9 protein-coding genes and 6 pseudogenes are annotated in these 16,376 nt (G+C 38.6%); 2 read left to right on the top strand and 13 right to left on the bottom strand.

Translation table 11 applies throughout. From position 1 onward, the window contains the following. Positions 1-303: 303 nt before the first annotated feature. The 9 genes and pseudogenes from AC1DIV_RS19875 to aspA all read right to left on the bottom strand — a co-directional run. Entirely contained in the window at positions 304-1,755 is a 1,452-nt protein-coding gene (locus tag AC1DIV_RS19875; protein ID WP_477577220.1) for an MFS transporter, read from the bottom strand. A 182-nt stretch (positions 1,756-1,937) separates the two neighbouring features. Next, complete coding sequence (locus AC1DIV_RS19880) at positions 1,938-3,392, bottom strand: aldehyde dehydrogenase family protein (RefSeq protein WP_477577222.1); 1,455 nt, start codon at positions 3,390-3,392, stop codon at positions 1,938-1,940. Positions 3,393-3,413: 21 nt separating this feature from the next. Then, positions 3,414-4,469: a homoserine dehydrogenase gene (locus AC1DIV_RS19885; protein ID WP_477577223.1), complete on the bottom strand. Its 1,056-nt coding sequence runs from the start codon at positions 4,467-4,469 to the stop codon at positions 3,414-3,416. Further along, positions 4,459-5,706: a M20 metallopeptidase family protein gene (locus AC1DIV_RS19890; protein WP_477577225.1), complete on the bottom strand. Its 1,248-nt coding sequence runs from the start codon at positions 5,704-5,706 to the stop codon at positions 4,459-4,461. The genes AC1DIV_RS19885 and AC1DIV_RS19890 overlap by 11 nt, the downstream gene beginning before the upstream one ends. Positions 5,707-5,739: 33 nt before the next feature. Beyond that, the gene (locus tag AC1DIV_RS19895) at positions 5,740-6,939 is read right to left on the bottom strand and encodes a cystathionine gamma-synthase family protein (protein WP_477577226.1); all 1,200 of its coding nucleotides are present in this window, start codon (positions 6,937-6,939) and stop codon (positions 5,740-5,742) included. 14 nt (positions 6,940-6,953) lie between these two features. Continuing rightward, a pseudogene (locus AC1DIV_RS19900) lies at positions 6,954-7,958 on the bottom strand (cyclodeaminase). 28 nt (positions 7,959-7,986) lie between these two features. Further along, a complete protein-coding gene (locus AC1DIV_RS19905; RefSeq protein ID WP_477577228.1) occupies positions 7,987-9,174 on the bottom strand; it encodes a M24 family metallopeptidase in 1,188 nt (395 codons plus the stop codon). 552 nt (positions 9,175-9,726) lie between these two features. Next, entirely contained in the window at positions 9,727-11,418 is a 1,692-nt protein-coding gene (locus tag AC1DIV_RS19910) for a PucR family transcriptional regulator (RefSeq protein ID WP_477577230.1), read from the bottom strand. A gap of 155 nt (positions 11,419-11,573) precedes the next feature. Continuing rightward, positions 11,574-11,904: pseudogene (gene aspA, locus AC1DIV_RS19915) on the bottom strand (aspartate ammonia-lyase); the annotation flags it as partial. On the opposite strand from aspA, the pseudogene AC1DIV_RS19920 reads away from it, so the two are divergent. Then, positions 11,896-12,204, top strand: a pseudogene (locus AC1DIV_RS19920) (lyase family protein); the annotation flags it as partial. The pseudogenes aspA and AC1DIV_RS19920 overlap by 9 nt on opposite strands. A gap of 103 nt (positions 12,205-12,307) precedes the next feature. Here AC1DIV_RS19920 and AC1DIV_RS19925 read toward each other — a convergent pair. From AC1DIV_RS19925 to AC1DIV_RS19940, 4 genes and pseudogenes are all read right to left on the bottom strand, one after another. Next, positions 12,308-12,502: pseudogene (locus AC1DIV_RS19925) on the bottom strand (lyase family protein); the annotation flags it as partial. Between the two features lie 107 nt (positions 12,503-12,609). Further along, entirely contained in the window at positions 12,610-13,623 is a 1,014-nt protein-coding gene (gene eutB / locus AC1DIV_RS19930) for a hydroxyectoine utilization dehydratase EutB (RefSeq protein WP_477577231.1), read from the bottom strand. Positions 13,624-13,821: 198 nt separating this feature from the next. Continuing rightward, positions 13,822-14,265, bottom strand: a pseudogene (locus AC1DIV_RS19935) (recombinase family protein); the annotation flags it as partial. A gap of 47 nt (positions 14,266-14,312) precedes the next feature. Next, positions 14,313-14,558 (bottom strand): annotated as a pseudogene (locus tag AC1DIV_RS19940) (IS4 family transposase); the annotation flags it as partial. A gap of 516 nt (positions 14,559-15,074) precedes the next feature. On the opposite strand from AC1DIV_RS19940, the gene AC1DIV_RS19945 reads away from it, so the two are divergent. After that, on the top strand, positions 15,075-16,250 hold the full coding sequence (locus AC1DIV_RS19945; RefSeq protein ID WP_477577233.1) for a M24 family metallopeptidase: 1,176 nt from the start codon (positions 15,075-15,077) through the stop codon (positions 16,248-16,250). The last annotated feature ends 126 nt before the right edge of the window (positions 16,251-16,376 follow it).

The raw sequence follows: 16,376 nt of genomic DNA on the forward strand, positions 1-16,376 counted from the left end.
TTACGATTCGGAAGGTAAAGGGAAAAAATAATAAAAAAAGCAGCCGCCCGGCTGCTATCCTTATGATTCTTTATTCTATTAATCCCTTAATCTTAATGAGTTCCGGCTCGTTCGGTTTTCAAAGTTTTATAAATAGGGCGTTTCTATAAGAAAATGTATTGCTTCTTATAAAACTGCATTCTGCCTATTCTTTGCTTTAAGCTGTACAGTTTGGAGTGCTACCCGCACGAAGTACTATTTTCTTTACGTTGTAAAAACGTATTTTCCTGAAGCTCCCCTAAAGATATCTAACTTTTGTATAGGTCAAATTATGTCCTGCTTATTTCCCTTGAAACCCTTCTCTTTCAATTCTTGTACTTCCTCTTTCCACCATAATGCTTTATCTGGATTTTTTAATAATTCTTGGATTTCGCTTTGTTCCTTAACAACTGGTGGAGATCCACGTAACGATTTACCAGCTGTTTCTTTGACAAATAAGGAAACAATGATGAGTCCGAAAAGACAAACAGTCATTAGGTAATAAGCTGGGAACATACTATTCTTGGTGATACCAACGAGCCAAGCGATTACAAGGGGTGTAGTCCCTCCAAATAATGATGTTGAAATATTATAGGTAATCGCCAGTGACCCGTAACGTACTTTCGTGAAAAATAATGAAGGTAGCGTTGCTGGAAGTGCTCCTTGGAAAGCAGCGAGTAGACTACTAAGAAGGAGCAACCCGCAAAAGACAATATAATTATTGCCGTTACCAATCATCATAAATGCTGGTAAACTGAGTAAAATGACACCGATTAAGGCTCCCTTAATAATACGATTACGACCAATACGATCACTCAAATGGCCCATTGCTAAGATAATAGGCATCATGATAATCATAACGATAATCATCAAAATCAATCCTTTGGTTTCACCATAACCGAGTTCTTGCGTTAAATAAGCTGGCATATAAGTGAGTACCATATAGGCCATCGTGTTATAAAAGAGAACTATACCTATGCAAATTAAAAGTGGTTTCCAGTGATCGATAACAATTTCTTTAAGGGAAGTATGGTGTGTTTTTTCTTCTTCTTTTATCATCGCTTCAAAGGCAGGTGTTTCTTCTAAGCGATTCCGAAAATATAAACCGATAAATCCTAAAGGACCGGCAATCAGAAATGGAATCCGCCAACCCCATTCGACCATCTTTTCAGGACCAAGAAGGAATGTAATAAAAGTGACTAACCCAGCACCAGCAGAGAAGCCTACGAGCGTTCCAACTTCTAAACCACTCGCCATGAAACCACGTTTTTTATCTGGGGTTGATTCTGCGATAAAAGTCATTGCACCTGCATATTCTCCGCCTGTTGAAAATCCTTGGATTAGTCTAGCGATAATTAACAAGATAGGAGCATAAATACCAATAGAGGCGTAGCTTGGAATGAGACCGATGCTTAAAGTAGCTACAGCCATCATGATTAATGTAATAGATAGGATCTTCTTACGCCCGATTCGATCTCCCATCATACCAAAAACCAGACCGCCAATCGGACGTGCTATAAATGCAATAGCAAAAGTCGCAAGAGAATAGATCAACTGATGAGAAGGATCGATTTCTGAAAAAAAAACTTTACCAATCGTAACAGCTAAATATGCATAGATCCCAAAGTCAAACCATTCCATGGCGTTACCAAGCGAGGTCGCAAAAACGGTTTTTTTAGCAATATTAGTATCTACAACAGTGACATCCTCTTTTTTTAACTTTTGTTCACGATCCATAAATTACCTCCTTTAGCAATTACTCAATGTGATAATTAATTCAATGTTTCACCCAACCACAGATTCAAAACTTGTCATAATTGATACAACATGTTCAGCATTATTAAAGCTATCTATACTAATAGATGAATTGCATAATGGCTGAACTTATTGATTTACTTACCAAAGGCTTCAGTCTGTTTTCAGGATGAGGAAGTTGAGTTGGACAACTTAAAACAAACAAGTTTTGGTTCTGTCATTTCATGGATCGCAAATTTGATCCCTTCACGTCCTAGCCCCGAATTTTTCATACCACCGAACGGCATAGCATCAATTCGGTAGTCACTGCTGTCATTAATCATAATGCCACCAACATCCATCTTAGCAATGGCTTTATGGGCTTTGTCTATATTTTTTGTAAAGATACCTGCCTGTAATCCGTAATTAACTCCATTTGATTTCTCAATTGCTTCATCAAGATTCGAAACCGGGAAAAGCATCACAACAGGTCCGAAGATTTCCTCTTTTGCAATCGTAGAATCTTCTGGTATATTTTTCAAAATAGTCGGTGAATAGAATGCCCCGTTACGCGTTCCGCCTGTCAATAATACAGCACCTTTTTGAAGGGCTTCATTTACCATATTCTCGACACGTATCGCCTCTTTTTCTGTAATAAGTGGCCCCATATCGGTAGTCTCTGATTGTTTATCATCAATCTTATATTGGTTGGTACGTTTCACAAATGCTGCTTCAAATTGATTAAAAATACCTTCTTGAACGTATATTCGCTGGACACCAAGGCAGTTTTGACCAGCTGCCCAAAAAGCACCGGAAACCGTTGATTCTACGGCTTCCTCTAAATGGGCATCCTCCAATACGATAACAGGGGAATTGGAACCTAGCTCCATACCGATTTTTTTCAATCCTGCTTTACGAACGATTCCTTCTCCTGCCTCAAGCCCACCTGTAAATGAGATCATTCGTATCGCTGGATGTGTCACAAGAACGTCACCAATCTCATGTCCGTAACCAGTTACCACGGCTAACACTTTTGGAGGAAGTCCGGCTTTAGCGAATGCTTCTGCAAGTAAAAGAGCGCTTAATGGAGTGACAGTTGCCGGTTTTACGATAATGGCATTTCCTGATGCAATCGCCGGCCCTACTTTATGGGCAACAAGGTTTAATGGGTCATTAAAAGGGGTAATAGCGCCGATAATACCGATTGGAACTCGATAATAATACCCGACCCGATTCTCATTCCCTGGCATTTGATCAAATGGTATCGTCTCTCCATGAATCCTTCTTGCTTCTTCTCCACTAATTCGAAGTGTCTGAATACATCTTGCTACTTCTTTTGTCGCTTCACGGATTGTTTTACTTCCTTCCTGCGCAATGGTTCTTGCATATTTTTCTTTATTCGCTTCGATATAATCTGCTGCTTTATTAATGACTTCCATTCGTTCATGTACAGGCATAGCAGCAGCAATTTTTGCCCCTTCTTTCGCTGCCTCGATGCATTTATGCATATCTTCAACTGAAGCAGCAGGCACGGTATCAATAATGCTGTTATCCTGTGGATCCCGCACTTCAATAATTCGGTCACTATTCACCCATTCACCCGCAAGAAACATCTTTCGACCAGCAACTTTAGTTGTCATAACATTACCACCCTTCTTTGATTAGATATTTACTAATTTCCTTTCACGATCAATGGTAATTAAGTCTATTAAGAGGGAGAATCCTGTTTCAACTTTCCCGGCACCTGCTCCACTTAAAGTCACTGTGCCTAAAAGATCACATTCGTACGCAATCGCGTTAGTGGCACCGCTGATTGAGGCAAGCGGATCTGTAACATCTACTTTTTCTGGAGCAATTGAGGCAATGACCTTGTCGCCTTCTTTACGTGCCTTGGCTAATAGCTTCCAACGCTTTCCTTCTGTTTTTGCATCTTCAATATCTTTTAATGTAATGTCAGTAATCCCTTTGCATGATACTTCTTCCACTGTTAGTGGTGCGTTCATGACATAGTTTGATAAAATGACAATTTTATATCTTGCATCATATCCTTCAACATCACTAGTAGGATCTGCTTCTGCAAACCCTAGCTCTTGTGCCTCTTTTAACGCTTCCTCATAAGACACACCTTCTACTTCCATTTTGGTTAAAATGTAGTTTGTTGTACCATTTAAAATTCCGCGTATTTCGGTGATATCATTTCCTGCTAACGTTGTAATTGGCATACGTAAAGCAGGTGTTCCGCTCATGACCGTTCCTTCAAATCCCCAGAAAACGTCATGTTTACTAGCAATTTCCGAAAGCTCTTTGTAAGCTAGGGCAACAGGGCCTTTGTTTGTCATGACAACATTTTTTCCACTTTCAAATGCAGCCTTACAATGATCAATGGCGGGTTGACCTGTTTTTACATCTGTGTATGAAACCTCAATAATTGTATCAGCATTTGTTTCACGAATCGTTTTTAGACTATCCCATCCCGTCACAAGTCCTGGCGTTTTTGGGTAGTTTTCTAGACTTCCAGTTTCTTTTAATACTTGTAAAGCTGTATCGATGTCAAGACCGCTCGGATGATAGATTGAGCCTTTCATTAAATCCGAAATTGCGACAATTACACCTTGAAAGCCTTCACCTTGTTTTAATGTTTCTTTTTTATCACGCAGGATTTCAGCTAATCCTTGACCAACTACACCAAATCCAATAAATGCTAGTTTATGTGCCATGTGTTTGCACCTCCAAATTATGATTGATCGGTAAGTTTACCTCACCTTTTAAAAACCTTACAGCTGAATGAGCAAGAATTGCTGTTCCTATAGGTAAGCAAGTTTCGTCGATATCAAAAATCGGTGTGTGCAAGTCTCTTTGAACTGCTTCTTTTTGTGCACATCCTAGAAAAAACATAGAACCCGGAATTTTTTGTGTCACATAGCCGAAGTCTTCTCCTCCTAGTCCGAATGGACGTTTCGTGATCTGTATTTCAGGATAGATCTCATGCATGGCCTCGGTAATCCATTGATTGACAAAAGCACTATTATTTAAGGCTGGTTCTCCTCTTTCGATATTCAAGGAAAAACTCCCACCTAGATGTTCAACTATCGAAACCGCTTTCTTTAATTCTAATGCTAATAAATCTCGGATTTCGGGTGTATAACTGCGAATCGTACCTTCAATTAAGACCTCTGTTGGGATGATATTACTTGCTGTTCCTGCATGGATTTGACCTATACTAACCACTGCTGCATCCAATGCTGATATTCTGCGAGCAACAATACCGTGCAACGCTTGCATTACAGGTCCGAGCATCCATATCGGATCAGTTCCAAGTTCAGGATACGCACCGTGGCCACCTGTTCCATAAATCTTCGCTTCAAATACATCTACATTTGCCATACTGTAACCGTCACTCATTTGTGCTTCACCGACTGGAAGCCATGGGCACATATGAAGAGCGATAGCAGCATCTACCTTGTCATACACACCTGCTTGTACCATATAAGGAGATCCAGAAAGTCCGCTTCCATCTGTACTTTCTTCAGCCGGCTGAAATATGAATTTAACTGTTCCTGTTACTTCACCCTTTTTAAAGAAATCAGCAAGTATGGTAGCAACACCTAGTAAAATAGCTGTATGAGCGTCATGCCCGCATGCATGCATAATACCATCGTTTTTTGAGCAATAACTTGTATTATTTTCTTCTGTAATGGGCAGAGCATCAATATCAGCCCTGATTGCAATCGTCGGACCTACACCAGAAGTTAATGTACCGACAACACTTGTTTCAACTCCAATTCCTCTTTCTACTTTCATTCCGTCGATCTTTTGTAACGTTTCAGCAACCAATTGGGAAGTCCCGAACTCCTGAAAGCTAAGCTCGGGATGTTGATGAAACGTGCGACGCCATTCAATCAGTTGGTTAAACAAGCAATTTGCTTGTTTAACCATAGGATGATTATTTGACATTCACCTCTCACCTCCTATACAACTAGGTATCTATTAGACTTGCAAAACGCTCTCAATGTGATTAAATGCTTGCTCAAAATCTGCAATTAAATCTTCAATATCTTCAATTCCACAAGAAACGCGAATTAACCCTTCAGGAATTCCCATTGCTGCACGCTCTTCTGGTGTACATTCAACATGGCTTGTTGTACGAGCAGGTCCTACTGTTGTTTCAACAGCACCGAGATTCGCAGCGCGGTTTGCAAATTGTAATTTCGGAAGAAGGTCTCTTACTGTATCTACTCCGCCTTTTACTGCAAAACTAAGCATTCCACCAAAATCCTTCATTTGCTTTTTCGCAATATCGTGATGTGGATGCGTTTCAAGACCTGGATAGTAGACGTTCTCTACCATTTCTTTTGTTTGTAAGTATTTTGCAAGAGCCATTGCATTTTTACATTGCTCACGAACGCGAAGGTGAAGTGTTTTCATACCGCGCAACATTAGGTAAGCCGCCATTGGGTCCATTGTTGCCCCATTAATTTCACGGAAGTGATAGATTTTTTCAACAAGCTCTTTAGAACCGCACACAACACCACCTAATGCATCTGCGTGACCACCAAGGAATTTTGTTGCACTATGGATTACCAAGTCTACACCTAGTGAAAGGGGGTTCTGATTGATTGGCGTCGCAAATGTATTGTCAACAATCACAAGTGCACCTGCATCACGACCCGCTTTTGCCATGCGCTCAATGTCCGTAATTTTTACGGTTGGGTTTGTCGGTGTTTCTAAGTATAAGATTTTACATCCTTTTGCAACTTCCACCTCAATTTGCTCATGGTTTCCTGTTTCGCAAAGTGAAACTTCTATTTGTTGACGTGGAAGGAATTCTGTAAAGATCTTATTCGTACCGCCGTAAGTATCTTTTATTGATACAATCCGATCACCCGGCAATAAAAAGGTAGACAATGTATTGCTAATAGCTGCCATTCCAGTTGAAAAGCTTGTTGCTGCTTCGGCACCTTCTAGAATTTTCAGTTTGTCTTCAAATGCCTGAACTGTTGGATTTGTGTTACGTCCGTAAATATGGCCTTTTTTCTTTCCGATTGCCACATCATACCATTCATCCATATCATCATAACCGTAAGCTACGCTTAGCACGACCGGTACTTGTGTTGCTCCGTGAACTAAATACTCTTTTTCCCCGGCCCATACTGCTTTTGTACCCAATTTAGCGTTATTGTTTGTCATATAAACACTCCTCATTAATTTTTTAATGATAACGTTTTATTTTCAACCTTTATTCCTAAATTCCGTTTCGCCATTTCGTTATAAGCAAAAAGTGCAATCGCTGTATCTTGAACTCCTGTTCCCGTTAAATCACAAACGGTTATTTCTCCGTCATTTTCACGGCCTCTCAACTCTTTCAACGTTAATTGACCAAGTTCAATAATGGATGATTCTTTTGTTAATACACCACTATCAAGCGCGTGATGCAATTCTCCAAGTCTGGAACATTGTGCTTTCGTATCACACACAAGCTTATCCGCTCGTGCCAGCACTTCAGCTTCTAACTCTTGCTTATGTTCAGCATCAGATCCCATTGCTGTAATATGAAGGCCTGGATGCAGCCATTCAGCTTTGATAATCGGCTCTTTTGATGGGGTTGTGGTTATAATCAAATCACTGTTCCGAACAACTTATTCAGCATTGTCCATCACTTGGACTTCAATGCCTATTTCTGATGCCATATCTTCTGCATACTTTTTTGCACGATCAGTCGAACGAGCATACACTAGTAATTTCTTAAAATCGCGTACCAGTTTTAAAGCTCTAACCTGGAATCTTGCTTGACTTCCAGCGCCAATCACGCCAACTGTTTCAATATTTTCCCGTGAAAGGTACTTGGCAGCAATCGCTCCCGCTGCAGCAGTTCTAACCTCAGTTAAATAGCCATTATCTAAAAGAAGCGACTGTGGAATACCAGTTTGTGTACTAATCAACATCATTAGCCCGTTCCCACTAGGAAGACCCAGCTTATAGTTATTAAAGAATCCCGAAGAAACCTTTATCGCAAACATGTCTTTTCCCTTGACATATGCTGTTTTTACGTCTACTTCGCCATTCTGATCGTGAACATCCACACGCATAATCGGTGGCATTTCCACTTCATTTTTTGCTAGTTTAGTAAATCCCTCTTCTACAATGGTGATTGCTTCCAGATTTAATTGCACATATTGTTTAAGCTCTTGCTCAGTAAATATAAGCATGGTTTCGCTGCAACTCCTTTAATGGCGTCTAGTTTTTTGTAAGAACTCCATCTTTGATGAACAAATGTCTTGGAAGTGATGCAAATGTTTCACAACCAGTTTCTGTTACGCGAAATGATTCACTCGCTTCAAATCCATACTGATCTAACCAAATGCCTGGAATGAGATGGAATGTCATATTCGGCTGAAGAATCGTTTTGTCTCCTTTACGGATACTAGCTGTATGCTCACCCCAATCAGGAGGATAGTTAAGTCCCATTGCGTAACCAATTCGTGAGTCTTTTATGATCCCGCTTTTCTCAATTGATTTTCTCCAGGTTTCTTCAATTTCTTCACATGCTATGCCTGGCTTAATCATATCAAGACACGTGTTCAATCCCTCGACAACCACATCTGAAAGCGCTTTAATATTTTCGGAAGGTTGGCCGATATTAACTGTTCTTGCGAGTGGTGAGTGATAGCGCTTATAACAACCAGCCAATTCTAGTATTACTGTATCTCCGTGTTTATAGCGTTCATCTGTCCACGTTAAGTGTGGAGTTGATGTTTTCTCTCCTGAGGGAAGCAGTGGCATAATTGCTGGATAATCACCACCGAATTCTTCTGTTCCAGTGATTTGAGAGTGGAAAATTTTAGCAGCAACATCACATTCACGAACACCTTCATTGATTAGTCCAATTCCATCCATCATTGCTTTTTCAACAATTATCGCAGCACGCTTCATGTACTCAATCTCTAGGTTTGATTTCACAATACGAACCCAGTTCACTAGAAGCGATGCATCTTGAAATGAGGCATTTGGTAATCCCTTTTTCAGCTGTTCATAACATTTTGCGGTGAAATAATAATTTTCCATCTCAACACCGATGGAACGTTTCTCTTGGCCAATTTGTTTTACAATATCGGCCACAAAGTCCATTGGGTGTTTTGTATCAGATTGTACATAATCGTCTGGGTACGGAATGATGTTTTCGTGGTAAAGCCATGTTGTTGCTTTGGCTCCGTTTGCATCTTGACCCCTTCCAATCCAAATCGGTTGATCTTCGTCACTAATAATCACTAACATTTGATGTACATAGAAGGACCAACCGTCATAACCGGATAAATAGTTCATATTTGCAGGATCTGTAATAAGTAATACTTCAATTCCTTGTGCTGCCATTCTCTCTTTTGTTTTACGAATTCTCTCTTTATACTCTGCTGTTCCAAATGACATGGGAACATTACCTCCTAGTTCAACTAAGTTTCAACTTTTTTGAATAATAACTCTATGGGTTCATTATAGTGTTAGAACGAAAAATCTATCATCCGCAAAAATGTATGAAGATTCAAACAAGTTTGTAGTCAAATTATCAAAAAAGCGTGAAATTTTATAAAAAATCAAAAACTCCGACCAAAACTTATACTTGATAAACATAAATACGTTGTAACGTTTGTATGTGGCACTCGATATCTTGATTAAGCGCTGAGTATCAGTTAAGGGGATCTATGCTTCGTGACAAAGGGAGAACCTGGAACAGAAAATGTTGCAATCCTAAAAAGTTAGACCGTCATGAAAATCTAGTTACGAAAGTTTTTCATGACGGTCTATTTTTTTGTTTTTCTAGGAGAAGTATTATTGTGACATAAATCGCCTTTTCATGTTGGATAATCGGCATTTTCGAAATTTCGATAAAATGCAGACCGTATAATAGACAGTCTTTTTGAAAGATTAAAAATATTAACCATAGGTTTCTATCTCCGAATTTTATCTTGTTGTGTTATTTTTTCAGTTACACCCCAATTTCCAAGTCTTAATACTTAAATCCAATAAAAATAAATCCTCTGGATCAATAAGAGAAAGTCCTGTTAATGATTCAATTTTTCTTAGGCGGTACAACAAGGACTGTCTATGTAAATTCAATGACCTTGCCGTTTGGCTTACATTACCTTGAAACTGATTATATACACTAAAGGTCTCAATTAAATCCATATTACGCTGATCATCATATTGAACGAGTGGTTCAATCGTTGACATAATGACCTCTTTCATTTCGTTATTCTGAGCAAGATTTAAGAGTACCCGGTCAACGCGTGTTTTCTCGTACATCATACGAGTCCCTGTTCCCTTTTTACGCCTTCCAATGTTTAAAGCAACGTTTGCATGTTGATAGCTTTCTGTAAAACCCTTAAAATCTTCACTGTAATTTCCAATTCCCCACGATATGATAACCTCAGGAAGTAAATTTCCTAAACGGCGTTCTACTAGGTCTAAGAAATTTGTAGCGTTTTCATTTTCGGTTTTGCTAGGAATTTCAAGAAAAATAAGGAGCTGTTCTCCTTGGTATGTCATCATTACTTCTCGTTTTAGAGATTGTGCTGCGTAAAAAATTTCTTCTTCAATATAACGAATCATATTTTCAAGCCAATGCTCATATGAATCATCATCTTGTTTTCGCTTCCGAAAAAGCACTTCTAGGTTTTCAGGGTACCCTACAATGGAAACGTAAGGTAGCTTTATATTGTATCCGAGTAATTTTGCTCTTGAATTTGCCTGATCACTTGAAACAAATTCTCCTTTGGCAAGCTCTTGTACAAAATCACTGCGAAGACGCATTTTCGTATCCTCAATGGCATTTTTTCTTGAAAGCCAAAGAGCAATTGTTGTTGCTGAATGCTCTAACACGTTCACGCGATATTGGGTTAAATAGGAGTCTACAGATGTCTTACGAGGTAACAACACAAATATATAGCCTTGAGCCTCCCCTAAAACCTGCAGCACTGGGAGCTGTAATATCGTCTGATCTTCTATTTCAACCATTTGAAACTTCTGAAACATAGGATCATGCGTTTCTATGTATGTATCTTTTCTTAAAGGAAGGATTCCCTGTAAAACGTAATTCTTCCACTCTTCAATAAAGCTTTGAGTATGGCTACTTATTTCTTGAATTGATCCTGATCGGTCGGTAATAATGATCGAACAGCCAATACGTCTTTGGATGAATTTTGAAATATGGTTAAGGTCTGTTTCTTTAAGAATTAACTTTAACAGCTCTTGTTGTACTTTCTCTGATTTTTCCCGTTCCTTGTACTGAATATCGTTAATCTCTTTCATAACCTTTTCAATAATCATGGAAAAACGGAGTTCCCATGGGAGTTCTATAATCATGAAATTATGCTTCTCTGCTAATTCAATTACTTCTCTTGGAATATCGAATATATGCCTTCCCGTAGCGATTAATAGTGCTGATGCTTCAGATTCTATAACATCTTGTACAAATGTTTTTAATGCTTCAACATCGTTGTTACATCCAATTGCGGTCGTTAGTACAACCTCATTTTTACGAACAAAATTTTCCACTGGCATCTCAATCACGGAAATCCATTGAATATATCGTTCGTTTTCAAAATCTTTCCCAGTAATAATTCTTGCGTTTTTCATAATCTCGTAATTTAAAACATCCTTTATAGTTAATCTCATGCTGTCCCCCTCTGACCATCTAAAGATTAAAAAAGATAAAAAACTAATATTAATAGGAAAACATATTAACAGGATACCGTCTACTATATCTACTTTTTTATACAGGAAATATTTTACTAATAACAGTATGAGGGGTGGATTAAAGTTAAAGTGTATTATTCTCTATCAAAAAGAGCAGCCCCAGAAATACCTGGTTCTGTCATTTCATAAGGGATTAAAATAAGATCGAGTTCTTTCTGTTAATACGTCGTAAAGCAGGCATAGTTCACGAACGGATTTGCCATTTATGATCGTTTCTCTTGCAATACAAGCTGCCACTTCATATCCAATATGACGATTACCCGCCCTAATAATCCCCACACTTTTTCTACATATCCCTTTAGACGACTTTCATTTGCTCCAATACCCACTAGGCAGTAAGTTTGTAAAAACACTGAATGCATTGTTCATGATGCTAATAGATTGAAGTAGTTTAAATACAAGTACATGATGGGTGCAACAGCTGTTGGGACAGGGATAAATGCCTATCCTCACTCTATCAAACAGGTAATTAAACACTTGGCTGATATTAGCGGTCTATCGCTTACTGGAGCTGAAGACACAAAATATGGATACCTATACAGAAGTTTCATCTGCACTAAAATTATGCAAGGTGAACATGTCCAAAATGGCAAATGACATTCGTTTAATGGTGTCTGGAACAAGTTCGGGGCTATGTGAGATCATTTTGCCAGCTAGGCACCCGGGTTACCCATAACGCCAGGGAGAGTAAATCCGATTCATGCCTTAGATGATTAAGGCACCATTACATTTAATTCAAGCTGGCATGCTTCGGAGACCAAATAGATTGTATGATCATTATCAATTACTTGAACTGCTACCTGGTTACTTCATGTTGGCCTGATTGTTGAATTCGCTTAATATCACGTTCTACACAAGTCTTTATGCATCAAATTCTTGGCCAATACGGATAGGACTGTGTCTTGAAGATGTGTTTTCGCCCCATTTTTATCACACGATCGAATTGTTGTGCTTTTTTCTTAAAGACAGCATGCATTTCTTGGTTCGTCTGTAACAATTTTTCTTAGAGGTAATTTTCAACAGCACGTATTGTTTGAATGCCATAATATGCTTCCTGTGGCGCTTCTTCGAATATTATCAATACAGATGAGGATGCTACTGGACATAATATCACCCTTTGTTATCAAAGGTATATTTTTGAATTAATTTAAGCAGAATCGAAAGATCAACGTTTTGTCCACTTATAATAACGGCGATGTCACCATCTTGCTGAGGAATTTTGTTTCCTAAAACAGCCGCAATACCCGTTGCTGCTGCTCCCTCCATAATGATTCGATGTTTATCCATCATAAAAGCCATACTAAAAGCAATCTCATCTTCTGGTATGAGTACTACATCATCTATATATTGCTGGACCATTTCAAACGTATATTGATTATCAAGACCAATTCCACCTAATAAACTATCAGCGAGTGTCTCGATTTCCTCTAGTTTTACTGGTTTACCAGCTTTCAAACTTTCATACATGACCGCTGATTGTTCCATTGAAACACCAGTTACTCTTATATCACGATCATATGATTTTAATGCCAAGCCAATTCCGGAGAGAAGCCCACCACCTGAAAGGGGAACAATTACATCTGTTAGATTAGGAAGATCCTCTAACAATTCCAAGCCAATTGTTCCTTGTCCAGCTATAACGTGAGGATCATCAAATGGCTGAATCACCGTTAATCCTTTCCCTCTTTCCAGCTCATAGCAACGCTCACCTGCGGCATCTTGGCTATCCCCAACTATCTCAATTTGAGCGCCCAGTCTTTTTAATGAATCTACTTTTGCTTTTGGTACTCGATTTGAAATGCATACAACAGCATCAATCCCTAGTTTTTTTGCAATATATGCAACAGCCATACCATGGTTTCCAGTTGAAAATGTTGCAACCCCACGTTTTTTTTCTTCTTCGCTCAAGCTGAGTATCTTATTGGCGGCTCCCCTTACTTTAAATGCTCCAACCTCATGAACATTTTCAAGCTTTAAATAAACAGGACGGCCAATTTTTTCTGATAGTATAGTAGATTGTATCAATGGAGTTCTATTTACAATTGAAGCGATTCGTTTTCTTGCTTCCCAAACGTCACGGATTTTCATATCTTTTCTTTCCTTTGTTAGTTTTGTATTAGTCATGGTGTTCTCCCCTCCTTGATCATTAGTCTTGGTATTCATAAGATAAATACTAATTCCTTCTATAAGATATATCAATTGTAAAAACTGACTATAAAACGGTGAACTTTTCATACAGTTTGTTTTATAAAACTATTAATATTATGATTACATAATACTAAAAAAGATGAATCCAGCCCAATACCGTAGCCATTTCCATCAATCATACACTTCTTTAAAGACTTCTGTAACTTCAACCTTTGGTCTGCCAAACGCTACACCACTTTGCCATGCGACATCAATTCCTTCACGCTGTCGTTTTCTAATTCGCTCTCTCTTCCTGGGCCATCCACAATAAACTTGTAAGACAACATCGGCAATAAATGTACCAGACTATCTTTAATTTTTGTATCGAGCAATGGCATCTCCAGAACACTATGTCTGCCTGAATATTTAGAATCTCCTCTTTGTTCCGACCGAAACGATTAAGAAAATGAATGTAAAGAATATCTCCTTTACGTAACACACGTTTTAGTAATTGGTACTGAGCATGATTGAAATCTTTTCCACTTTGTTTGTTCAAAAAAATATCACGTGGATTAACGCCTGATTTTTTTATCGTTCTAACTGCCGACCTTCTTTTTGATCTTTGCTATTAACTCGTATGTAACCAAATTGAAAGAGCTACAGCCGCAGCTTTATAGCACTGATGGGAGTGCTTGTGGACTCATCAATACTCCGGTAGAAGACTCTAAATGACTGCATAACAGCGCCAAAGGTGTATTTGCAACTTTTTGGCTGGTCCATACACTTAAGGCAACTACATGTTTAGCTCCAAATTTACTATCTCTTTGCACTAATTTTACTTCTTTGGCAAGCTCCTGAAGAGCCTCTGGAGACAAGTAACGTTGTAATTCTTGGGAGAACTGATACAGTTCATCTGAAAGCGAAAGATCCATGAAAAAACTCCATCCTTTTCAAGTATTCTACTGAAAGAATAGCGTTTTTGGCGTTTCGGGCGAAGCACTTCTTTAGCTAGATGGGCATTTGGCGGTACCCCTAATTGGGTTAAAAGACGGTGTTGTTACTCTTAAGAATGAAAATGAAGGGGATGCGCCTATTGTTATATTGATTGAATCAGTTGATACAAAGCTTAATCCCACAATTAATGAACTTTTAAATAATAAAGTACATTAATACTACTTCTTGTTTACAAAATGTACAAAATTAACTGAATATAATTCCAACAATCTGTAGGATGAACGGTAAACTCTAGTACCGTATGATAAATAAAGAACTTGACTCCTCTTGGCTTTCGAGTGGAATCTGTTGGATACCAGATGCACGAAACACCGAAAGGAAATAAAAAGAGAGTGGTGACTTTCCGACACTAAGAAGTGAGTAAGCAATTAGGGAATTTGTTTCAAGGAAACGATAAAATATAGAGTTGTAAAGAATTATGGAGGTATGTGAAAATGTTGCCATTTGAAAAAACAGAATACCAAGAGCGGGTAAGAAAAGTAAAAACAAGTATGGAAGAACAAGGAATAGAAGTATTATTAATTACAGACCCGGCGAATATGAACTATGTAACGGGATATGATGCGATGTCATATTACGTGCCTCAAGGCGTAATAGTAGCAACTTACTTAGAGGAACCGGTATGTATAGTAAGATTGCAAGATTTGTACTGTGCAACAGAAACAACTTGGATGTTGGAAGAAAATATAATACCTTATCCTGACAAATATTTGTGGGAGCCTAAGGTGCTGCATGTAATGGATTTTATTGGAGACTTTTTAAAAGAAAACGAACTTCATAATAAAAAAACCGGCCTCGAATTCGATGCTTATTATTTTACCGCACATTGGTATAAAGGATTAGAAAGAAGTTTGCCGGATGCAGAATTTATAGATGCTACATCGCTTGTGAACTGGGTAAGAGGGCAAAAATCCGTAAAAGAACTAGAATATATGCAGATAGCTGCAAGAATAGTAGAAAAAACAATGTATAATGCAATTGAAAGGATTGGCGCAGGTGTAAGAGAGTCCCATGTTGCAGCAGAAGTATATAGTGACTTAGTGAAAGGAACGGGCGCGTATGGCGGTGAATATCCATCACTGGCGCCAATTATGCCGGCAGGAGAAAGGACAGCAGGAGCTCACTTCTCTTGGACAACAGAAGGAAAATATCAAGATGGTCAACTAGTATATATGGAATTATCAGGAAGTTACAAACGATATCATGCACCTATGACAAGAACAATCTTTATAGGGGAACCGCCTAAGAAAGTAAGTGAAACAGCAAAAATAGTCACAGAGGGTTTAAACGTAGCACTTTCGGCAATAAAGCCGGGAGTAACATGTGAAGATGTAGAAAAAGCGTGGCAAACAACCATTAATAAGTACGGTTTGGAAAAAGAATCAAGAATGGGATATACGGTGGGCTTAAGCTATCCGCCTGTGTGGATGGAAAATTCAGCGTTTTTTAAGCCGGGCGATAAGACTGTCTTAAAGCCGAATATGACATTTCATATGATGCCCGGGATGTGGCTTGACGGATATGGAGTAGCAATCACTGAAACCTTGAGAGTTACTGAAAATGGTTGCGAAACGATAACGAGATTCCCAAGAGAGTTGTTTGTGAAGTAAACCTACTTTATAAAAAACCAGATACCTCTAGATTTGTTGGTTTGCAGACATCGTATGCTACAAATTGGTCAAAATCCACACAAAACTTTATATGTTTTGGTGAGTGATCACCGATAGATAAAGGAA

Source organism: Peribacillus sp. 05N428 (assembly GCF_056397085.1).

Excerpts from the sequence above, each read along its gene's own strand:
- AC1DIV_RS19905 (WP_477577228.1), bottom strand. The coding sequence starts at position 9,174 with ATGTCATTTGGAACAGCAGAGTATAAAGAGAGAATTCGTAAAACAAAA.
- AC1DIV_RS19890 (WP_477577225.1), bottom strand. The coding sequence starts at position 5,706 with ATGTCAAATAATCATCCTATGGTTAAACAAGCAAATTGCTTGTTTAAC.
- eutB (WP_477577231.1), bottom strand. The coding sequence starts at position 13,623 with ATGACTAATACAAAACTAACAAAGGAAAGAAAAGATATGAAAATCCGT.
- AC1DIV_RS19875 (WP_477577220.1), bottom strand. The coding sequence starts at position 1,755 with ATGGATCGTGAACAAAAGTTAAAAAAAGAGGATGTCACTGTTGTAGAT.
- AC1DIV_RS19895 (WP_477577226.1), bottom strand. The coding sequence starts at position 6,939 with ATGACAAACAATAACGCTAAATTGGGTACAAAAGCAGTATGGGCCGGG.
- AC1DIV_RS19945 (WP_477577233.1), top strand. The coding sequence starts at position 15,075 with ATGTTGCCATTTGAAAAAACAGAATACCAAGAGCGGGTAAGAAAAGTA.
- AC1DIV_RS19880 (WP_477577222.1), bottom strand. The coding sequence starts at position 3,392 with ATGACAACTAAAGTTGCTGGTCGAAAGATGTTTCTTGCGGGTGAATGG.
- AC1DIV_RS19885 (WP_477577223.1), bottom strand. The coding sequence starts at position 4,469 with ATGGCACATAAACTAGCATTTATTGGATTTGGTGTAGTTGGTCAAGGA.
- AC1DIV_RS19910 (WP_477577230.1), bottom strand. The coding sequence starts at position 11,418 with ATGAGATTAACTATAAAGGATGTTTTAAATTACGAGATTATGAAAAAC.